Source organism: Aequorivita sinensis (genome assembly GCF_006346335.1).
In the GTDB taxonomy this organism is placed as follows: Bacteria; Bacteroidota; Bacteroidia; order Flavobacteriales; family Flavobacteriaceae; genus Aequorivita; species Aequorivita sinensis.
Genome location: NZ_VDMC01000002.1, coordinates 242,579 through 264,429, shown reverse-complemented (window position 1 = coordinate 264,429; position 21,851 = coordinate 242,579). Strand labels below are relative to the sequence as shown.

Below are 21,851 nucleotides of genomic sequence, written 5' to 3'. Positions count from 1 at the left end.
TTAGAATGGTTTGGAACTGGGGGATCCAAATTGTTTTAGGTGTTTTTCTTTTTATATAGAATCTATTGATATTTATTTTTTTAAAATTGAGTTCATTAAAATTACATTAGTATTTTTAAAAAAACAATCAGGATTTTAGTTATAAAGCTATATTCGTCCATAAAAGTAAATACGGCAATTGTAAATGAAGTTTATAGATTCAATTCTACGGGGTATAGGTCAGGTAATATTTCAAAATAATATTTACTCTGGAATCTTATTTATTATTGGAATCTTTTACAATTCCTGGATAATGGGATTAGCAGCCCTTATCGGAACTATTATCAGTACTATTACAGCGCAATCTTTAAAATACTCCGAAGATGATATTAAAAATGGACTTTACGGATTTAATGGAACGCTTACTGGAATTGCAGTACTATGCTTTTTTGAGTTTAATTTAATTACTGCTATTGCACTTGTGTTGGGTTCAGTTTTGTCAACTCTATTTATGAATTTCTTAAAAAAGCACATTCCTCCGTTTACATCACCCTTTGTAATTGTAACTTGGTTTCTTATTTATTTTCTGAAATTAGTTTTTCAATATCCGTTGATTTCATCTTCAGCAGTAAGTGAAACCACATTTAACTTTGTTACGGCAGTAAGTAATAGTTTTGGGCAAGTGATGTTTCAAGAAAACACAATAACAGGACTCTTTTTTCTACTAGCAATTTTGGTAAACAACAAATTGATGGCTGCTTATGCAGTGTATGCCGCTGTTTTAGGTTCCTTAACAGCATTGATATTATCAGAACCTGCAATCAGCATTAACGCCGGACTTATGGGATATAATGCCATACTTTGTGCAATTGCGCTTTTTGGTAAAAAATGGAGTGATTTTATTTGGATTTCAATAGCTATTATTTTCTCTTCATTAGTGAATATTGGTTTAGGAGCAACAGGAATAATAACGCTTACTGCACCATTTGTTTTAACTACTTGGGGAATCTTGTTAGTAAAAAGAAGCATAAAAAAATCTCCAAAAACATAAATCAATATTATAGACTTAATACAAAATTGTACTTTTGAAGAAGTCTCTTAAAATTTAACTTGTGTAGAAAATACTCCAATGGATAGCGTAAAAACATATCAGAATGTAAATATCAATCAGCACAGCGTGAGTTTTGGAATATCAAGAATGGAAGATATTTACACAAGAAGAAATGGGGAAGTGGACGTTCCTCATAGACATGATTACTATACTGTATTAATTGTTAAGAAAGCTAGAGGAAGACATATAATCGATTTTAATACTTACGACTTAGGTGATAAACAATTATTCTTTGTTGCTCCAGGGCAAGTACATCAAGTTGTTGAAACTGAAAAATCGTATGGTTATGCGATGACATTTTCGAATCAATTTTTAGTTGAAAATTTAATTCGACTTTCTTTTATTGATAGTTTAAATCTCTTTAATAATTACGGTCAAAGCCCACCATTAATTCCAACTGAAGAACAATTTGAAACAATAACCAACTATACCAATCAAATTTTCAAATTATTCAACAGTGAGAAAAACATGAAATTATTGTCTATTGGTGCATTTTTGAAGTTGTTACTTATAGAGTGTAACAATATATGTTCTATTAATCCAATAGAATCTGATGTTGATAGTACAGGAGATAATTTGATAAGAGCCTTTAAAAAAGGGGTGGAGAAAAGTTATAAAAAAGAACACTCTACTACATTTTATGCTAATGAACTACATATAACTCCAGATCATTTAAATCGTACCATTAAATCTAGAATAGGCAAAACAGCTAAAGAATATATTCAAGCTAGAATAATTACAGAAGCAAAGAGATTACTTTGTTTTACCGATTTAACAACTAAAGAAATTGCATACGAGTTAGGGTTTAATGCTCCGGCAAACTTCAGTGCCTTCTTTAAAAAGAACACCAAAGTATCTCCTTCAGACTTCAAGGTTAATCAGAATTAAATATTAGTTTGTTAAGAGATTCTTATAGCACTTTCCTATCCTAACTGAAAGTTGTAATTTGTAGCAGATAGCACATAGTATTTTTATGTCAAATAGTGTAATCACTACATTGTTTTTGTCTTTTTAAGGTAAATATCGGATTTTCATAAGGCTATCCCTTTTTTTCATATTCCCCACACTTATAAAGGGTTATATCTTTGTACCAAACTTAAAGCAAATACTATGAATCGTAAAAAGTTTATAAAAAATGTTTTGTTAACTGGTGCTGTTGGCGCGATTGCTCCCCAAGCACTTAAAGCAGGTAAAAACAATAATATAAAATCGACTTACGATAAATTGATGCAACAAGTAGGATTTAATCATTTACCAAATAAAAATATATATACTATGAATACAGTAATTCACAAAGCAGAAACAAGAGGACACGCTAATCACGGTTGGTTAAACTCACACCATACATTTAGCTTCGCAAACTATCACAATCCAGAAAGAATGCACTTTGGTGTGTTACGTGTATTAAACGATGATACCGTAGCAGCTGGAATGGGATTTGGAACTCACCCACACGACAATATGGAAATTATATCTATACCATTAGAAGGTGATTTAGAGCATAAAGACAGTATGGGTAACGTGGCAGTAATTAAAGAAGGAGATGTTCAAGTTTTAAGTGCTGGAACAGGAATCACACACTCTGAATACAATAAGAATAAAGATAAGGAAGTAAAGTTTCTTCAGATATGGGTTTTTCCAAAAGAAAGAGAAGTAAAGCCTAGGTATGATCAAATCTCAATTAGAGATATTGCAAAGGAGAATGAATTTTATCAAGTGCTTTCACCTAATGAAGACGATCAAGGAGTTTGGATCAATCAAGATGCTTGGTTCCATATTGGAAAGTTTGAAAAAGGAAAATCTGACGAGTACAAGATTAAAAGAGAAGAAAATGGTGTTTATGCATTCATTTTAGAAGGTGAAGTAGAAATTAATGGTGAAAAACTTTCTAAAAGAGATGGTATGGGAATTTGGGATACAGAAAGCATTAATGTAAAAGCAACAGACGATGCCCGTGTATTGCTTATGGACGTACCAATGACAATGTAATAACTAACTTTTTAGATATTAAAAACATGGAAATTACAATTAAAGAATTAGACAATAAGGGTTATGCTATGGCCCGAGAAGGCGATGAAAGAGCTGGGTTGATGACGTATTCAGTAGCAGGAGATAATCACATTATCATCGACCATACCGAAGTAGATCCAAAGTTTAAAGGAAAAAACATAGGTAAGCAATTGCTTTATAAAATTGTAGAAATGGCTAGAGAGAAAGATATAAAAATTACTCCTTTATGTCCATTTGCTGCTGCAATGTTCAAGAAGTTAGAGGATATTCAAGACGTATTAAAATAACCATTTAAGATGCGAGCAATTCTAATAAAATCTTTAAATTCAGGAGTTACTAATACAAATATTAGTATAGCATTATTAGTACTAAGAGTAGTAGGTGGTGCTTTTATGTTAACACATGGTTTAGGTAAGTTTGAAGCTTTTTTTAGTGGAGAACCAATTCAATTCAGAGATCCTATAGGTGTAGGAGCATCGGCCTCCCTAGCACTAGCCGTTTTTGCAGAGGTATTATGTGCTATTCTATTAATCATAGGCTTAAGTACTAGACTTGCAGCTATCCCATTAGCTATTACAATGCTCGTTGCAGCATTTATAGTACATGCTAATGATGGCTTTGGTAGACAAGAACTACCTCTTCTTTATGCAGCAATATATATTTCCATAGCATTAATTGGCGCAGGGAAGTATTCTTTAGATAACTGGATATCAAAAAAGTAAACAGATTAAAAAAAACGAATTAATAATTTTAAAACATAACAAAATGAGTAAGAACACAAATTGGTCATTAGACAGCGCACATTCAGAAATAGCATTCAAAGTAAAGCACATGATGATTTCAACCGTTACAGGACACTTCGAAGATTTTGAAGCAACTGCAAAAACGGATGGAGACGACTTTAAAAATGCAGAATTTACATTTACCGCAAAAACAGCATCTATCAACACAAAAAACAAGGATAGAGATGCACATTTAAGATCTGACGATTTCTTCAATTCAGAGGAATTTCCAGAATTGAAATTTGTTTCAAAATCATTCGATGGTGATAAATTAGTAGGGGATTTAACGATTAGAGACATCACAAAAGAAGTTGTTTTGGATGCAGAATTAAACGGTGTGGCTGTAGATCCTTACGGACAAACAAAAGCTGGATTTGAAATGACGGGTACTATTAACAGAAAAGACTTCAATTTAACTTGGAGCGCTGTTACTGAAGCAGGAAGCATCGTTGTTTCTGACAAAGTAAAAATGGTTGTAGATGTACAATTTACAAAACAAGCTTAAGTTATAAATAGATTACACTCTAATTAAGTTAATTTAAACGGTCAGGTATCAAACTCTGACCGTTTTTTATTTTATAAAAATACATTATGGAATTGTATGGTTTTGGCAGAGTATTTGCAAACTATATGGGCAGAAATAAAACTTAATTTTAAAAACTAAATTAAAAAATGACAAAGAATATTTTAACAATCACCATGTTTTCAGCATTAGCTTTAATCTCTTGTAAAGACGCGCCTCAACAGGAAAGCGTTGAAGTAAAAGAAACCGTTGAGCAAGTTTCGGATAATTTTGTTACAACGACTACTGTAAATAAAGATGGTGAAGAATTAGAAATTGTATTTAATAATACAAAAGGAACGGCAACTCTTGTTTTTGATGGAGAGACGATCGATTTGCAACAGGAGAAATCAGCATCTGGATTTTGGTACAAAAATGAAAATTATGAGTTAAGAGGAAAGGGCAATGATATCCAATTAAAAAAAGGGGATGAGATTGTTTTCGAACACCAAGATGATATTGTACAATCTTCCTTAAAGGATGACAAAGGCCAAACACTAGATCTAACCTTCAACAATACCGAAGGAACGGTTAAAGCATACCTTAATGGTGGAGAACAAATCGACCTAGTTGCTGAGAAAGCAGCATCTGGAATTTGGTATAAAAACGATACTTACGAATTAAGAGGAAAAGGTGAAAAATTGGAATTAACTAAAGACGGTGAAACGGTTTTTAAGAATTAAATAAAATTCTCTTTTAGAGTATAAATAAAAAACGGTTTGAGTTTTTCTCAGACCGTTTTTGTGTTTTACAAATTCGATTAAGAGATTCTATGAGAAAACCCGAAATCGGAATTTAAAAGTAATAGACTTAAACTTGTAGAGCAAAATAATTACTCCTGCTCAAATTCTAAAATATCTTTAGAATTGAACCCTACATAAATAGTATCTGCAATATTTTTATCTTGTGTCATTACAGTTAATTGCTCCCCAGATTCAAGTTTTAAAACCAATTGTGTAGAATCACCTAATTGAATTTGTTTAATCACTTGGGCAGCTGTAATGTATTCACAATCGGCTTCAGCAGAGGAGGGGCTTACTATAATTTTCTCGTTGCGAATAGCGTGACAGCAATCTTGTTTTAAAGGACAGCGGAAAGCATTCTGTAAATTTTTATTGATATGTACAGTACTTCCAAATAATGAAGCTACGTATAAAGTATTTGGCTTGACATATAGATTTGCCGCTACATCCTTTTGAATTACTTTTCCTTTCTGAAGAATTAAAATTTCATCTGCAACTGAAAGGGCATCTTGGGTATCGTGGGTAACGAATAACACAGTAACTTCTGTTTTTTTAATAATTTCGAAAATCTCGTTTCTCAGTTGAGTACGCAACATGGTATCAAGATTACTAAAAGGCTCGTCTAATATTAATAACGAAGGCTCTGGCGCTAGTGCTCTTGCTAAAGCTACACGCTGCTGTTGTCCGCCAGATAATTGATGCGGGTAACGTTTCCCCATATCACTTAAACCGACCAAATCGAGCATCTCTTGTGCTTTCTTCTTTTTGTTTCTAACTTTGGAAATTCCATATAAAACATTTTCCAAAATTGTTAGGTGTGGAAAAAGCGCGTATTCTTGGAAAACCAATCCAATTTTTCTTTTTTCCGGCTGTATAAATTTATCTAGAGAAGCAATAATTTTATCATTCATCGCAATACTCCCGTGATCTGGTCTTTCAAGACCTGCAATTAAACGCACTAAGGTAGTTTTTCCACTACCGCTCTCTCCAACTATGGCACATACTTGTCCAGCTTTCAAATTGAAAGACACATTCTCAAGGGCGTAAGTTTTACCCTTGTCAAAGCTTTTGGAAAGAGAGTTTATTGTTAGCATGTTTATTTTTTAATCAATAATTTATTTAAAAATATCACAGGAATCATAGCTGTAAAGATAATGAAAAGAGAAGGGATAGAGGCCTCCATCACCATCTCATCACTAGCATATTCAAAAGCTTTTACGGCTAAAGTGTCTATATGATAAGGTTTTAGTATTAATGTTAAAGGTAACTCTTTCATTACATCTATAAAAACCAATATTACAGCACTAAACACTCCCGTCTTTATCAAAGGAAAATCAATCTTAAAAAAGGTTCTTATGTTTCCAACTCCTAAAACTTTTGATGAATCTGGAATAGAATTATCAACCTTTAACGCTGTTGAATCTATAGGATTATAGGCAACGGCTAAAAAACGAACTGCATAAGCGTATAGTAACGCAAGCAATGTCCCGTTGATGATTAATCCAGTATCTATTCCGAATTTACCCAACATATTAATTAACCATTTGTCTAAAGCTAAAGTAGGAATCATTATTCCTATAGCAATTACTGCACCTGGAATAGCATAGCCTAAAACTCCAATTCTAGAAATATTTTTAATTGTACTAAGCGTACTCCATTTTGAAAAATAAATAAGAATTAGAGCAAATAAAACAGTTATTATAGCCGAGGCGATAGCAATAGCAAAGCTTTGAAGTGAAATCATAACAAATTCCATATCAAATACTGTAGACGCTGTAATAACTGCCCAATATATCAATTGGGCTACAGGTAAAATAAAACCTAAAAGGATAGGAAGAAATACAACTAAAAAAATCATCCACTGTACTGCACCTTTAGCTTCGTTTCGCTGAATTTGGGTGCTATTAGTTTTTGAAGAGGTAAATTTTATCTTTCTTACCTGCCATTTTTCAAAAAGGATTAATGCGAAAATAAAACAGATTAATAAAGCCGATAAATACACTGCTGTCTGTGGTTCTTCCAACGAAAACCAAGATCTAAATATACCAGTAGTAAAAGTATTTACACCATAGTATTTGGCTGCCCCATAATCATTGAGCACTTCCATTAATACCAAAACCAAACCAGCAACTATAGCAGGGCGGGCGAGGGGTAGCATTAATTTGAAAAATGTTTTACGCTCTCCAACCCCTAACATTTTAGAAGCTTCTAGCAGGTTGTTAGCTTGATTTAAGAAAAAAGCTCTTGCGCTTACGTAAACATACGGAAACAATGAAATACTTAATACAAATGCAAGCCCAGCTCTATTCATAATATCGATACGGATAAACTCCAAGCCAAGTTGGCGTAATAATAAGTCCAAACTTCCACCATAGTCGAAAATTCCAGCGTAAGCATAACCCACAATGTAGGAAGGAATAGCCAACGGTAGTATAAGTAGCCATTCCATTTGCTTTCGGAAAAGAAAATCGTAACGCGATACAAACCACGCAGACGACACTCCAAAAATCAAAACGAGAATACTACATATAAAAACGAGATACAAAGAGTTCCATATATAGTCGGGTAAAAGGTATTCTACTATATGTCCCCAAGTTTCTCCAGGACCAGAAAATAGCTCTACACCAATGAATATAATGGGTAAGGCTAAGAAAAAAACAATGGCCAGTGTAAATACTGACCATTTGTTTACATCTCTCTTTAGCCTTTTAATTCTCGTTTTTAAAGAGAAAGCTTCGTTATTATTTCCACCCTGCTGCATCAAAAATCAATACTGCTTTTTTGTTGTTTTCACCTAGTTTGTTTAGGCTTAAATTATCTTCTTTAAAATCTCCCCAAGCCTTAATATCATTAACAGGCTCTACGCTTTCTAACACTGGATATTCATAATTTGCCTCAGTAAACACTTGTTGCGCTTCCTGACTAATTAAAAACTCGATAAACTTAATTGCATTTTCTTTATTTGGGGCATACTTAGCAACTCCCGCTCCGCTTACGTTTATATGAGTTCCTCTATCACCCTGATTTGGAAAAAACAAACCAATTTGTTGTGCTGTTTTAACTTCTTCTGCATCAGGAGAGTTTAGCATTTTACCAATATAATATGAGTTTACTATAGCCAAATCACCTTCACCAGCCACTACAGCTTTTACTTGATCTCTATCTGATCCTTTTGGAGAACGAGCCATATTTGCAACAATTCCTTCTGCCCAAGTTTGTGCAGCTTCTTCACCGTTATTAGCAATTATAGATGCCAATAAAGACTGGTTGTAAATGTTAGATGAAGATCTAACCAATATTTTTCCTTTCCATTTTTCATTTACTAAATCTTCGTAAGTAGAAAGATCTTCTGGTTTCACTCTATCTTTGGCGTAAGCAATAATTCTAGCTCTTTTCGTTAACCCGAACCATTGATTATCGACATCTTGTAAATGCGCTGGTATTGTATTTTCTAGTATATCAGAATTAATACTCTGAAGCAAACCTTCCCCTTTAGCACGACTTAATCTCCCTGCATCCACAGTTATTAATACATCAGCAGGAGATTGTTTTCCTTCCATCTTCATTTTCTGAATTAACTCATCTGCACTTGCATTAATCACCTTTACCTTAATGCCCGTTTTTTCTTCAAACATTTTGAAGATATCTTGGTCCGGCTCATAATGACGGTGAGTGTAAATATTTACAACTTGATCTTTTGATGATTCTTTTGTTGCAGAATTTTCATTCTTTTTGTTGTCGTTTCCACAGGCAACTAGCAAAGAAATAGTTGCTACTGCTAAAAGTAATTTTTTCATAGAATTTTTTTTCGAAGTGCAAATATAATAATTTAGAACCGATATAAATAGAACAGAGTACATCATTGTTCATTATAATCTCTACTTGTTGATAATGAGTGCGAAGTGAGGGTGTTTCTTAATCTATTAATTCAATATAAGGTAAATTAAGTGTTTATTGAATTCTTTTTATACCCATGAAAACCTCAGGATTTTCTTAAAAAATAAATTAGAAATCTAAAAAATTAAAATGCTATATTTAGAAAGTAATATTAAATAAATTCACACATATTGCCAGTAAAAATCCTTAAAACCCTCTTTCACCTACTTACATTATTTGTATTAATAATCACTTTGAATTTACTTTTAGATTTTAGACTTCGTGGTAATCATTTTTTAACTGATACTTATAGAGAAATCAACTTACTAACAACATTTATAACCATCTCATTTATGACGGGAATTACAAGTGTAATTTTACTTGTTTTAAAATGGATTAAGGATGATAAATTGGAACTTTATTTGATTTCATTTTTGATAACAAATATTATTTTAATACTAGGAATAACCCTATTGATTTTTATGTAGTTATAACTATTTTGATATTAATTAATAGCTTTTAGAATTTTATATTTATACATCCTTCTTTAGGTGAATAAATACTTAAATGAATCGTTAGTTTAATAGGATTATCGGTAAGGTTATCCAACCATTCATTGCAAGTATAAACCCCAATCTTAATTATTTGTCACATTACTAATTCACAATTTATTTAAAAGTTTTATTCAACTTAACTGTAAACACTGTCATCAAGATTGCATATTTTTTGGAATAGTGAGTTAGTTAATTCTTTTGTTAAAACTTTTTAAAAGAATCACTTTGATAGTTTAATTCCTTGTAAATTAGTTCGAAATCAATAAAGGTTTCTTTTGATATAAGGTTTAATCTTTTTTGACAAATCAATCATATATGAAGTAATGAAGGCGAAAATAATAGTTTTATCATTTCTGCTACTAACTCTAATAGCTTGTAATAATTATAGAAGCTCTGATTCGATTTTACAAAATCGAATTGACAGTTTACAGATTCAAAATGACTCATTAACAGAAGTTCTTACAGCAAAAATAGCTGTTACTGAAAATACTGATTCTCCACAGTGGTATTATCCAGAAACGGATTCGAGAAAACTTTTAGAACTAGGGGTAGAGGATCCTGGAAAACATATTAAACAGGCGCTTAGAGAAAATAAAGATTTAATTCCAATGGATGCAGTATTAGGAGGGACTATGCACTATAATAACATCCAACTCTTAGGGGACAAATGGATAATTGCAGATTTTGAAGATGGTCACGTGTACGGAAAGGCTATTTTTGAATACACCTTGTTAGAAGATGATAAATTAAACTTTAAGATAATAGCTCTAAGCGAGAATTAATCTCAATTCATTTTAAAATTAAGTAAAACATTACCATAGCAGATTATCACTAAACTCTAAATCTAACCTTTTGAAAAAAACGACTAATTATATTAAACATAAATTAAAAAGGAAAGAAATAAAGCGACAGATAGGCAAGCTCTCTAAATCTCTTTTATTCTTTATCGTATCTATTTTATTAGTATTTACAGGAATATTAGTATACGTTAATAAACCAGAGGTTTTCTCAATTTTAACTGATGAAGAATCAAAATGGCAACCTAAGGATGTAGAAAAGGAGATGGCACTTGGATTTATTTCTAAAGAAATACAATATGGATATCAACTCTTATCAGAAACTCAAAAGTATTTAGGACCGCAAGCTGAAGATATTGCGATGAGAATTTCAGGTAATAATCTTTCTTGTACAAGTTGTCACTTACAATCGGGGAACCAAGCTGGATCTGCATCATGGGCTGGAGTTACTAGTCGTTACCCCACTTTTCGTGGTCGGTCTAACGCGGTTGGAACTATTGAAGATAGAATTAATGGATGCTTCGAGCGTAGTATGAATGGTAAAAAGTTAGATAAAGAAACACGAGAAATGAAAGCAATGGTTGCCTATATGGATTGGCTTGGAGAGGGAATGCCTAAAGATATAATGGATGATTACAAAGGTTATACTACAATTGAAATTCCAAATGAAGCCGTTGACTTAGAATACGGAAAGGAAATTTACAATAAGCAATGCATGGTTTGTCATCAAGAGGATGGGCAAGGAGTGAAAAAAGCTGATTTTAGTTTGGGTTATGAATTCCCTCCATTGTGGGGTGATGATAGTTATAACGATGGAGCAGGAATGCATCGTGTATTAACCGCGGCAGGTTTTATAAAGGCCAATATGCCTTTTGAAGAAGCTTCAAGAGATAATCCAAAACTAAGTGATAAAGAAGCTTATCATGTTGCTGGGTACATAAATAGTAAGCCCCGACCAGCTAAGAGTAATAAAGAAAATGATTTCCCTGATGTAAAGCTAAAACCAGTATCTACACCTTATGGACCATGGGCCGATGATTTTTCTCCAGAGCAACATAAATTTGGACCTTTTCCTCCAATTTTAGCATATTATAAAGAGAAATATAATTTAACTAAATCAAAATAAATAAATATAATTGATAAATAATTAGGTGAGTGTGGAAAAGGGATGTATATTTGCAGCTCAATAAAACACCTACATAGTTTTAGTATTTAGTGCAATTAGTATATTTCGAGTTTTTACTCTTCTTTCCAATTAAATTTTTACAATTACTTTTTAATAGTGTTTACTTATCCAAAGTGCAGAGTGCATTTTAGTTAACGCAAGTTTTATACAGGATGTTTATTGTAAAAATTAATAACAATTTAAAATTAAATTAAAATGCAAGAAGGTACAGTAAAATTTTTCGACGAGATTAAAGGATTCGGATTTATTACATTAGAATCAGGTGAAGAAATTTTCGTTCACAATTCAGGTTTAACTCACGAAATTAGAGAAAACGATAAAGTTTCTTTTGATACACAAGAAGGAAGAAAAGGTTTAAACGCTATTAACGTAGAAGTTTTAGACTAAATTTTATATACTGTCTTAACAGATAGAATAGTAAAAGTACAAAAGGAGATCATTTATATGGTCTCCTTTTTTTGTTTGAAACATTTTTAAATACTTGTCTTTTAAGGTTCAAAAAATGTTTTTTAAAAAAATAAATTTTGAGAACTAAAATATTTATCTACATTTGTCACGCAATTAAAAGAAACTATGAACAATCTAAATATTATTTCTTCTATTATTATTGTAAATGTGATTATCACATCTGCAATGGGAAGGTTATAGTATATACTCAATATATTTAAAAAGCCTCCCGAGAAATCAGGAGGCTTTTTTTATTACTAAGATTACTAAATGACAACAAATACAAACATTATTATTATCAGCATTATTATTCGCTCCTTCGAGTGAGTCAGGCTGGTATATCCAATTTTAAGCCTTTCTCATTCGGTTGAGAAAGGCTTTTTTAATTTAACACAAATTCGAATCATGAAAAAATACACTAACATTATTATTATCAGCATTATTATTCGCTCCCTTGAGTGAGTCTGGCTGGTATATCCAATTTTAAGCCTTTCTCATTCACTTTGAGAAAGGCTTTTTTTTTCTCCAAAAATTAAAAACAAAAATCATATAAAATGTATTACAACGAAAACACAGTTATTTATCTCGATGGACAATTCGTAAGAGCCAATGAAGCTTCAACCGACTTATACAGTCAAACAATGCACTATGGTTATGGTGTTTTTGAAGGTATTCGTGCATATGCCACAACAGATGGCACAAGTATTTTCAAAGCAAAAGAGCATTATGACCGATTAAAAAATTCAGCAGAACTAATCAATATTCCTTTTAATTATGAAGTTCAAGATTTAATAGATGCCACTTATGAATTATTAGAAAAAAATAATTTAACTGATGCTTATGTTCGACCATTAGTTTTTTGTGATCCAAATATGTCACTCTCTAGACCTAATAAAGTTTCAGTTGTGATCTGCGCTTGGGAGTGGGGCGCTTATTTAGGAGATAAACAATTGCGTTTAACAGTATCTTCTTATTGTCGTCCTCATCCACAATCTATAAAAATTGATGCTAAAGTTTGCGGACATTACGTAAACTCAATTCTTGCAACCAACGAAGCAAAAGACAAAGGTTTTGATGAAGCATTATTATTAGATAGCGATGGTTACTTAGCTGAAGGACCAGGAGCAAATTTATTCTTCGAAAAAAATGGTGTGTTATACACCCCTCAATTAGGAAATATTCTTCCAGGAATTACACGTGCAACCGTATTGGAATTAGCAGAAAAACTAGGAATGGAAGTAAAATTAGGCCTCTATACTCCTGAAGTATTAGCTGAAGCAGATAGTGCTTTTTATTGTGGAACAGCAGCTGAAGTAATAGGAATTGCTTCGGTTGATGAGAGAGAATTTCCACTGAATTGGAATGATTCACTAGGCAAAAAAATACAAGAAGCCTATTCAAAATTGGTAAGGAAATCTCATAAAACTTTAAGTTCAGTTTACTAATGAAATCACTTAACAAATACAGCAAAACCATAACGCAAGACGAGTCGCAACCTGCTGCACAAGCGATGCTCTACGGTATCGGACTTACTGAGGAAGATATGCAAAAAGCTCAAGTAGGGATTGTAAGTACTGGTTATGAGGGTAATACTTGCAATATGCATCTAAACGATCTTGCAAAAGCCGTGAAATTTGGAGTTAAAGCAGAGAATTTAGTCGGTTTGATTTTCAATACTATTGGCGTAAGTGATGGAATTTCAAACGGGACAGACGGAATGCGATTCTCTTTGGTTTCACGAGATGTTATAGCAGATTCAATAGAAACTGTGGTGAGTGCACAATGGTACGACGCAGTCTTAGCTGTTGTAGGTTGTGATAAAAATATGCCAGGTTCTGTTATGGCAATGGGAAGGTTGAATCGTCCATCTATAATGATTTATGGCGGAAGTATTCATTCAGGGAAATGGAAGGGCGAATCTTTAAATATAGTTTCAGCATTTGAAGCATTAGGAAAGAAATTCAATAACACCATAACGCCAGAAGATTTTAAAGGTGTAATACAAAATGCTTGTCCAGGAGCTGGTGCATGTGGCGGGATGTACACTGCCAATACTATGGCTTCGGCTATCGAAGCTTTGGGAATGAGTTTGCCCTATAGTTCATCCAACCCTGCTTTAAGTGTAGAAAAAAACCAAGAGTGCTTAGACGCGGGAAAAGCAATTAGAATTTTACTAGAAAAGGACATCAAACCAAAGGACATAATGACCAAAAATGCATTCGAAAATGCAATAACAATGGTTACTGTGCTCGGCGGATCTACCAATGCAGTTCTTCATTTGGTAGCTATGGCACATTCAGTAGATATCGAACTAACCTTAACTGATTTTCAGAGAATAAGTGATAAAGTTCCAGTTTTAGCCGATTTAAAACCAAGTGGGAAATATTTAATGGAGGATTTACACGCAGTTGGCGGAGTTCCAGCGGTGATGAAATATTTATTGGAAAATAATTTACTACACGGCGATTGCTTGACGGTTACAGGAAAAACAGTTGCTGAAAACTTAGCAGATGTCTCAAATTTAACTGTAGGTCAGGATGTTTTTCATTCCTTAAATAATCCATTAAAACCTACGGGACACTTACAAATTCTTTTCGGAAATCTCGCTTCAAAAGGATCAGTGGCAAAAATCAGCGGGAATGAAGGGAGTTATTTTGAAGGTACAGCCAAAGTTTATGACGATGAATATGCAGCTATTACAGGTATAAAAACGCGAGAAGTAAAAACTGGCAATGTAGTAGTAATCCGTTTTTGCGGACCAAAAGGTGGTCCTGGTATGCCAGAGATGTTAAAACCAACTTCCGCTATTATGGGTGCAGGATTAGGAAAAGATGTGGCATTAATTACCGATGGAAGATTTTCAGGGGGCACACATGGATTTGTAGTTGGCCATATAACCCCTGAAGCCTATGACGGAGGAACTATTGCTTTGGTAAAGGATGGAGACTCTATCACTATTGATACAAAAAATAATACACTTCATTTAAAAGTAAGTGAAGAGGAGTTATCCAAACGAAAGGAAGAATGGAAACGTCCAAACCTCAAAGCAACTAAAGGAGTTTTATACAAATATGCCAAATGTGTTTCATGTGCTTCAACAGGATGTGTAACGGATTAATAATTACTTAAAAAAGGAAAATGAACTTAACAAAATTAACAGGTGCGCAGGCTGTAGTAGAATCGTTATTAGTCGAGCAAGTTGATACAATTTTCGGTTATCCAGGAGGAGCCATAATGCCGATATATGATGCTTTGTATGATTATGAAAGTACAGTGAATCATATTTTAGTGCGTCACGAACAAGGCGCGATTCACGCAGCACAAGGATACGCGAGAACTTCAGGGAAAACAGGTGTGGTTTTCGCAACTTCTGGACCTGGAGCTACCAATTTAATCACAGGTTTAGCCGATGCAATGATAGACTCAACTCCTTTGGTTTGTATTACAGGACAAGTGGCTTCACATCTTTTGGGAACGGATGCTTTTCAAGAAACTGATGTAGTGGGTATTTCTATGCCAATAACCAAATGGAATTGCCAAGTAACTAAAGCCGAAGACATTCCTGAGGCAATTGCCAAAGCATTTTATATCGCTCAATCTGGCCGTCCTGGTCCTGTATTAATAGATATAACCAAGGATGCGCAGTTTAGCGAAACAGACTTCGATTATAAAAAATGCACAAATATCCGTAGTTATTATCCAAGACCTAAGTTAAATAAGTCCGTTGTTGAAGAAGCCGCGAAATTAATAAATGAAGCCAAAAAACCTTATTTACTTATTGGTCAAGGTATAATGCTTTCTAATGCAGAAGAAGAGTTGCTGGAGTTTGCTGAAAAGTCTGGAATTCCAGTGGCATCAACACTTTTGGGGCTAGGAGCATTTCCTAATAACCACCCGCAATACGTCGGATTTTTAGGAATGCACGGAGATTACGCTCCTAATATTAAAACAAATGAATGCGATGTGCTAGTTGCTATCGGAATGCGTTTCGACGACAGAGTTACTGGTGATGTTTCAAGGTATGCCAATCAAGCAAAAGTGGTTCATATTGACATCGATGCTGCCGAATTGAATAAAATAATTAAAGCGGATGTGGCTGTACATTCCGATGCAAAGGAAGCCTTAAGAATTTTAATTGATTTAGTTGACGCAAAGCAACATACCTCTTGGTTACAAGAGTTTAGAGATGCTAAAAAAATAGAAGTTGAAACTCTTCAGGAAAGTGCAAAAGAAGATCATTCAGAAGAATTGAAAATGGATGAAGTAGTTAAAATGCTTTCTGAACTTACCAACGGAGAAGCAATAGTAGTTACCGATGTCGGGCAACATCAAATAATGACCGCTAGGTATTATCAATACAACAAAACTAAAAGCAACGTAACCTCTGGTGGATTAGGGACTATGGGCTTTGCACTTCCCGCGGCTATAGGAGCAAAATTCGGCGCGCCGGATAAACCTGTGGTAGCGATAATTGGGGATGGTGGTTTTCAAATGACATTGCAAGAATTAGGCACCATTATGCAAAGTGATGTCAATCTAAAAGTCATCATTTTAAACAATCGTTTTTTAGGAATGGTGCGTCAATGGCAACAGATGTTTTTTGAAAAACGCTATTCATTCACAAATATGGTAAGTCCGGACTTTGTAGCACTTTCTCAGGCTTATAGTATTGAAGCGAGTAAAGTTGAAGCCCGAAAGGATTTAAAAAATGGATTATTAAAAATGTTAAATCACAACGGATCTTACCTATTGGAAGTAATGGTGGCAAAGGAAGAAAATGTCTTCCCAATGATGACCACTGGTGCCTCAGTTTCAGAAGTGCGATTAAACTAAAAAGAAATGAAAAAAACATATACAGTATCAGTATTTACAGAGAATAGTATCGGGATGATGAATCGCGTCACGATAATCTTTACGCGTAGACATTTAAACATCGATAGTATTACAGCTTCAGAATCGGAAGTGAAAGGAGTGTTTAGATATACCATAGTTTTAAGAACAACTAGAGAGCAGGTCGATAAAGTTGTCGGGCAGCTGGAAAAATTAATCGATGTGTTTAAAGCCTTTGTACACGAAGATTCGGAAGTAGTACATCAAGAAATTGCCTTGTACAAAATTAAAACAGCAAGCTTAACCAATGGTGATGTTGAAAAAGTAATCCGAGAACATCATGCTAGAATACTAACCGTTGATCCACAATTTATGGTTATTGAAAAAACTGGGCACGTAGCAGAAACTCAATTGTTATTCGAAAACTTGAAACCTTATGGAGTACTTGAGTTTGCACGCTCTGGAAGAGTGGCGGTTACTAAACCGATGAAAGAGTTTAGTACATATCTAAAAGAACTAGAAGAATCAAATCACAAATTATAAACAGATTAATAGATGTCTGGTCGAGCCTTTAAACTTGGCTCGAGGAGACATAAATAACGAATAACAAATACAGAAAAAATGGCAACAATAAATTTTGGAGGAGTACTAGAAAACGTAGTAAAAAGGGATGAGTTTCCACTTAATAAAGCACAAGAAGTATTAAAAAATGAAACGGTAGCGGTAATTGGTTATGGAGTACAAGGTCCAGGACAAGCCCTAAATTTAAAAGACAATTGCGTAAATGTAATTGTAGGACAACGTAAAGGTACTGGAAGTTGGAAAAAAGCATTAGCAGATGGCTGGGAAGAAGGAAAAACATTATTTGAAGTAGAAGAAGCTTGTGAGAAAGCTACAATAGTAATGAATTTACTTTCCGATGCTGGACAAATCCAGGCCTGGGATGGGATAAAAAAACACTTAACTAAAGGAAAAGCGTTATATTTTTCTCACGGATTTGGGGTAACATTTCACGAGAAAACAGGCATAGTACCACCGAAAGATGTGGATGTAGTTTTAGTCGCACCAAAAGGTTCTGGGACCTCACTTAGAAGTTTGTTTTTAAACGGGCAGGGCTTAAACTCTAGTTATGCGGTATTTCAAGATGCAACAGGAAACGCGAAAGAGCGAGTTTTAGCTTTAGGAATTGCAATTGGTTCTGGGTATTTATTTGAAACAACTTTTCAGAAAGAAGTTTATAGCGACCTAACTGGAGAGCGCGGAGTTCTAATGGGAGCTGTTGCTGGAATTTTTGAGGCACAATATACTGTTCTTCGCCAGCGCGGACATTCCCCTAGTGAAGCATTTAATGAAACAGTAGAAGAATTCACTCAAAGTTTAATGCCCCTAATAGCTGATAACGGAATGGATTGGATGTTCGCAAATTGTTCAACCACGGCACAACGTGGTGCGTTGGATTGGAAAGGAAAGTTTCGCGAAGCCACTGAACCAGTTTTAAATGAATTGTATGACAGTGTTGTTTCAGGAAAAGAAGCTGAGATAGTTATTGAAGCCAATAGCAAACCTGATTATCGCACAAAATTGGAAGAAGAATTAAACGTGATGAAAAACAGCGAGTTGTGGCAAACCGGATTAGAAGTAAGAAAATTAAGACCAAAACAATAATGGAGCTATTAGAAAAAATATACGAAGCTAGAGAACGTATAAAAAACATTGCGGTTCACACCCCATTAATGAAAAATGAAAACTTGAGCGAGGAATTTTCCGCTCAGGTTTTCTTAAAACGAGAAGATTTGCAACCTGTACGCTCGTATAAATTAAGAGGAGCATACAACAAAATAGTTTCGTTAACCAAAAATGAAAAACCAAAAGGAGTAGTTTGTGCAAGTGCTGGAAACCACGCACAAGGAGTTGCTTATGCTTGTAATAAACTAAATATAAGCGCGACGATTTTTATGCCCGTAACAACACCACTTCAAAAAACTAAACAAGTAAAACTCTTTGGAAAAGATAAAGTTACCATAGTATTAAAGGGTGACACTTTTGATGAATCATTTGAGGAAGCTAGTCGTTTTTGTGATAAAAATGATGCGATTTTTATTCATCCATTCGATGATGAAAAAGTAATGGCAGAGCAGGGGACTATTGGTTTAGAATTATTGGATGACTCAGAAAATGCTATAGATTATTTATTTCTACCAATTGGTGGAGGAGGACTAGCTGCTGGTGTAAGCACAGTTTTTAAAAAGTTGAGTCCGCAAACAAAAATTATTGGAGTAGAACCTGCCGGAGCTCCTTCTATGAAAAATTCTATTGAAAAAAACACGAATACAACCCTAGAGGAAATAGATAAATTTGTTGATGGGGCTTCGGTTAAACGGGTAGGCGATAAAACTTTTAAAGTTTGTAAGGACACTTTAGACGATATTATTCTTGTTCCTGAAGGGAAAATTTGCACAACTATACTACGGCTGTACAATGAAGAGGCAATAATCGTAGAACCTGCTGGTGCATTAACTATTTCTGCTCTTGATTTTTATAAAGATAAAATTAAAGGGAAAAATGTGGTTTGTGTGATAAGCGGTAGCAATAACGACATTACAAGAACCGAAGAAATAAAGGAACGTTCACTTCTATATGAAGGCTTAAAGCATTATTTTTTATTACAGTTTCCACAACGTCCAGGAGCTTTAAGAGAATTTATGAATCAAATTTTAGGCCCTAATGATGATATAGCCTATTTTCAATATTCCAAAAAAAACAACAAGGAAATTGGACCAGTGGTAGTAGGAATTGAATTGCAAAATAAGAAAGACTTATTACACATTGAAGAAAAACTAAATTCCAAAAAATATACCTATCAATATTTAAATGGAAATAAAGACTTATTTACACATCTTATCATCTAAATCATACCCTTAATTTAGAATTCTAAAACTTTAATAATACAAACTTATTTGAATACTGTTAAAAGTTGAAATAACCCTTATAACAATTTTAAGAGCAAATTGAAAAATATTAAGTTTGTTAGCTAAATCAAAAAAAATATCATGAAAAAATTTTACACTTTATTAGTATTAGTATCTATTCTCAACGTCTCTCTAGTTAATGCTCAAGAATACTTTTCCTTCGAGGCTGAAGAGGGGTATACTTTAGGTAATATTGACGGACAGCAAGGATGGACAACAACAGGACTTGGAAATGGTGAAAGAACCGAACTACAGATAATTACAGATGAATTGGCCAAAATTGGAGAAAGATCTTTAAAGATTAATCACGATCCACAAGCATCTTCGCAACCATTACCTATTATGGGAGCTTTTCACTCTTTAGATACACCTTTAGACAGAACAAATTTTTCTATGAGTTATAGCATAAATGTTGCGAATCCACCAGGAGCTAACTCATCTATTTTTGCATTAGAATGTGGTAGCATTGTGGACGAAAAATTAGTTTTAGAAATTTATTTCTCTTACGACGGAAGAATCCTAATACTAGAGAATGCAGGAGATGAATTCATCGTTACAGAAATTGGAAACTGGCAAGAAGATACTTGGTATGATATTGCAATTTCTGGAGAGGGAGAAGTAGTATCTTACTACTTGAATGGAGAGCTTAAACACGAAGGTGCATTATTGTACAATATTGATGATTTAAGATTTGCACACGACAATTTTTCGGGTAGTGCATTTTTCGACGATATTTCAATAAATTATGCTCCTCTTGGTGTACAAGATGTGAGTGCTACTTCATGGAACATTTATCCTAATCCAGTAGAAAGTGTTTTAAACTTGAGTGGATTAGAGGAAGCAAATAGCCTTACAATTTTTGATATTTCAGGAAAAAAACTAGAGCAATTCAATGAATTCACAAACCAAATTGATTTGAGTCATTTACAAAATGGAATTTACTTATTGCAGTTAGACACTCAGAATGGACCTGTAACAAAAAAGTTTATTAAAAAATAATTACTCTGATTAAGTTTTAAATAGTGAGACTATATAAGTATCGACTTTAATTTCAGAATTAGGACCGCTATAAGCGCCATCAATAAAATTAAATGCAATGTAAGTTAACATTGATAATTTTGTTGATGGCGTTTCTTTTTATCGTGTAGGCTAAATTCTTTTAAGTTTTTATATAGAAACTATAACCTGTTTATAAATCAATTTTTATAGATTAAATTGGAGTTTTAAAAAGTAATATGCTGAATTAACTTATCTATTTTGAAGAAGGAAAATAAGAAAATAAAAAAGCCATGGCCCACCAAAGCAGCGATGACTCAGGTATATGAAAAGAAGCTTTGGGGAAATAATAACACTGATTTTTATTCAGGAGAAGGTTCACATCACCCAGATTTAGTAAATCCATATATTGATGTGGTAACTTCTTTTCTAAATTCTTTTGAAGCACCTATCACAGTTTGTGATTTAGGTTGCGGTGATTTTAATATAGGGAAAGAATTATTTAAACAAACTGAAAAATATATAGGAGTAGATATTGTTGAAGCGTTAATTCAACGTAACAAATCACTTTTTAAAGCAGAAAACTTAGAATTTTATTGCTTAGATGTTGCTGTTGATAACTTACCCTTAGCTGATTGTGTGTTGCTTAGGCAAGTACTTCAGCATTTATCGAATTCCGAAGTACAACAAATAGTAAGTAAGCTAGGCGCTTATAAATATGTTGTTTTAACAGAACATCTACCCGAGGGAGAATTCATTCCTAATAAAGATATAATATCAGGACAAGGAATTAGGCTGAAAAATCAGAGTGGAATTAATTTGTTGCTGCCTCCATTTAACATGAAAGTAATTGATGAAAAACAATTGTTAGCTATTCAATTAAAAGACCGTCCAGGGGTTATAGTTACAACACTTTATAAATTATTTTAGGTTGTAACAATTGATACTTGCTTTTACCATTTTATTTAATTGTTACAGAGTACTTTACAGATATAAATTTTGAATGAAG

22 protein-coding genes are annotated in these 21,851 nt (G+C 33.6%); 19 read left to right on the top strand and 3 right to left on the bottom strand.

Features of this window, described 5'->3' with window-relative positions:
* The first annotated feature begins 184 nt into the window (after positions 1 to 184).
* The 7 genes from FHP04_RS04180 to FHP04_RS04150 all read left to right on the top strand — a co-directional run bounded on the left by FHP04_RS04180 (position 185) and on the right by FHP04_RS04150 (position 5,127).
* Complete coding sequence (locus FHP04_RS04180; protein ID WP_139854727.1) at positions 185 to 1,030, top strand: urea transporter; 846 nt, start codon at positions 185 to 187, stop codon at positions 1,028 to 1,030.
* Positions 1,031 to 1,108: 78 nt separating this feature from the next.
* Positions 1,109 to 1,978 carry an AraC family transcriptional regulator gene (locus FHP04_RS04175; protein ID WP_139854726.1) on the top strand — a complete coding sequence of 290 codons (870 nt, stop codon included), beginning with the start codon at positions 1,109 to 1,111 and terminating at the stop codon, positions 1,976 to 1,978.
* Positions 1,979 to 2,365: 387 nt separating this feature from the next.
* A complete protein-coding gene (locus FHP04_RS04170; protein WP_139855026.1) occupies positions 2,366 to 3,079 on the top strand; it encodes a pirin family protein in 714 nt (237 codons plus the stop codon).
* Positions 3,049 to 3,387 (top strand): GNAT family N-acetyltransferase, encoded by a 339-nt coding sequence (locus FHP04_RS04165; protein ID WP_394344269.1) that lies wholly within the window; start codon positions 3,049 to 3,051, stop codon positions 3,385 to 3,387. The genes FHP04_RS04170 and FHP04_RS04165 overlap by 31 nt, the downstream gene beginning before the upstream one ends.
* Before the next feature lie 9 nt (positions 3,388 to 3,396).
* Complete coding sequence (locus tag FHP04_RS04160; RefSeq protein WP_139854724.1) at positions 3,397 to 3,822, top strand: DoxX family protein; 426 nt, start codon at positions 3,397 to 3,399, stop codon at positions 3,820 to 3,822.
* A gap of 43 nt (positions 3,823 to 3,865) precedes the next feature.
* Positions 3,866 to 4,387 (top strand): YceI family protein, encoded by a 522-nt coding sequence (locus FHP04_RS04155; protein ID WP_139854723.1) that lies wholly within the window; start codon positions 3,866 to 3,868, stop codon positions 4,385 to 4,387.
* Positions 4,388 to 4,554: 167 nt separating this feature from the next.
* Positions 4,555 to 5,127 (top strand): MliC family protein, encoded by a 573-nt coding sequence (locus FHP04_RS04150; protein ID WP_139854722.1) that lies wholly within the window; start codon positions 4,555 to 4,557, stop codon positions 5,125 to 5,127.
* A gap of 149 nt (positions 5,128 to 5,276) precedes the next feature.
* Here FHP04_RS04150 and FHP04_RS04145 read toward each other — a convergent pair whose 3' ends face one another.
* From FHP04_RS04145 to FHP04_RS04135, 3 genes are read right to left on the bottom strand one after another with little or no spacing between them, the layout of a single operon-like run.
* Positions 5,277 to 6,281 (bottom strand): ABC transporter ATP-binding protein, encoded by a 1,005-nt coding sequence (locus FHP04_RS04145; RefSeq protein ID WP_139854721.1) that lies wholly within the window; start codon positions 6,279 to 6,281, stop codon positions 5,277 to 5,279.
* A 2-nt stretch (positions 6,282 to 6,283) separates the two neighbouring features.
* Positions 6,284 to 7,948, bottom strand: coding sequence for an ABC transporter permease (locus FHP04_RS04140; RefSeq protein WP_139855025.1), 1,665 nt, complete (start codon positions 7,946 to 7,948; stop codon positions 6,284 to 6,286).
* Positions 7,929 to 8,984 carry a Fe(3+) ABC transporter substrate-binding protein gene (locus FHP04_RS04135; protein ID WP_139854720.1) on the bottom strand — a complete coding sequence of 352 codons (1,056 nt, stop codon included), beginning with the start codon at positions 8,982 to 8,984 and terminating at the stop codon, positions 7,929 to 7,931. The genes FHP04_RS04140 and FHP04_RS04135 overlap by 20 nt, the downstream gene beginning before the upstream one ends.
* 333 nt (positions 8,985 to 9,317) lie before the next feature.
* Here FHP04_RS04135 and FHP04_RS04130 point away from each other — a divergent pair, with 333 nt between their 5' ends.
* The 12 genes from FHP04_RS04130 (at position 9,318) to FHP04_RS04075 (ending at position 21,772) form a co-directional block, all read left to right on the top strand.
* A complete protein-coding gene (locus FHP04_RS04130) occupies positions 9,318 to 9,551 on the top strand; it encodes a hypothetical protein (protein WP_139854719.1) in 234 nt (77 codons plus the stop codon).
* A 389-nt stretch (positions 9,552 to 9,940) separates the two neighbouring features.
* Positions 9,941 to 10,399: a hypothetical protein gene (locus tag FHP04_RS04125; RefSeq protein ID WP_139854718.1), complete on the top strand. Its 459-nt coding sequence runs from the start codon at positions 9,941 to 9,943 to the stop codon at positions 10,397 to 10,399.
* Between the two features lie 70 nt (positions 10,400 to 10,469).
* Complete coding sequence (locus FHP04_RS04120; protein WP_221442694.1) at positions 10,470 to 11,540, top strand: c-type cytochrome; 1,071 nt, start codon at positions 10,470 to 10,472, stop codon at positions 11,538 to 11,540.
* A gap of 255 nt (positions 11,541 to 11,795) precedes the next feature.
* Positions 11,796 to 11,987: a cold-shock protein gene (locus FHP04_RS04115; RefSeq protein WP_139854717.1), complete on the top strand. Its 192-nt coding sequence runs from the start codon at positions 11,796 to 11,798 to the stop codon at positions 11,985 to 11,987.
* A 614-nt stretch (positions 11,988 to 12,601) separates the two neighbouring features.
* Complete coding sequence (locus tag FHP04_RS04110; RefSeq protein ID WP_139854716.1) at positions 12,602 to 13,492, top strand: branched-chain amino acid transaminase; 891 nt, start codon at positions 12,602 to 12,604, stop codon at positions 13,490 to 13,492.
* Entirely contained in the window at positions 13,492 to 15,165 is a 1,674-nt protein-coding gene (ilvD, locus tag FHP04_RS04105) for a dihydroxy-acid dehydratase (protein WP_139854715.1), read from the top strand. The genes FHP04_RS04110 and ilvD overlap by 1 nt, the downstream gene beginning before the upstream one ends.
* A 20-nt stretch (positions 15,166 to 15,185) precedes the next feature.
* Complete coding sequence (gene ilvB, locus FHP04_RS04100) at positions 15,186 to 16,880, top strand: biosynthetic-type acetolactate synthase large subunit (RefSeq protein WP_139854714.1); 1,695 nt, start codon at positions 15,186 to 15,188, stop codon at positions 16,878 to 16,880.
* 6 nt (positions 16,881 to 16,886) lie between these two features.
* Positions 16,887 to 17,420: an acetolactate synthase small subunit gene (ilvN, locus tag FHP04_RS04095; protein WP_139854713.1), complete on the top strand. Its 534-nt coding sequence runs from the start codon at positions 16,887 to 16,889 to the stop codon at positions 17,418 to 17,420.
* A 78-nt stretch (positions 17,421 to 17,498) separates the two neighbouring features.
* Complete coding sequence (ilvC, locus tag FHP04_RS04090) at positions 17,499 to 18,542, top strand: ketol-acid reductoisomerase (protein WP_139854712.1); 1,044 nt, start codon at positions 17,499 to 17,501, stop codon at positions 18,540 to 18,542.
* Positions 18,542 to 19,786 (top strand): threonine ammonia-lyase IlvA, encoded by a 1,245-nt coding sequence (gene ilvA, locus FHP04_RS04085; RefSeq protein ID WP_139854711.1) that lies wholly within the window; start codon positions 18,542 to 18,544, stop codon positions 19,784 to 19,786. The genes ilvC and ilvA overlap by 1 nt, the downstream gene beginning before the upstream one ends.
* A 141-nt stretch (positions 19,787 to 19,927) precedes the next feature.
* The gene (locus FHP04_RS04080) at positions 19,928 to 20,845 is read left to right on the top strand and encodes a T9SS type A sorting domain-containing protein (protein WP_139854710.1); all 918 of its coding nucleotides are present in this window, start codon (positions 19,928 to 19,930) and stop codon (positions 20,843 to 20,845) included.
* A gap of 255 nt (positions 20,846 to 21,100) precedes the next feature.
* Entirely contained in the window at positions 21,101 to 21,772 is a 672-nt protein-coding gene (locus FHP04_RS04075) for a class I SAM-dependent methyltransferase (RefSeq protein ID WP_246051395.1), read from the top strand.
* The last annotated feature ends 79 nt before the right edge of the window (positions 21,773 to 21,851 follow it).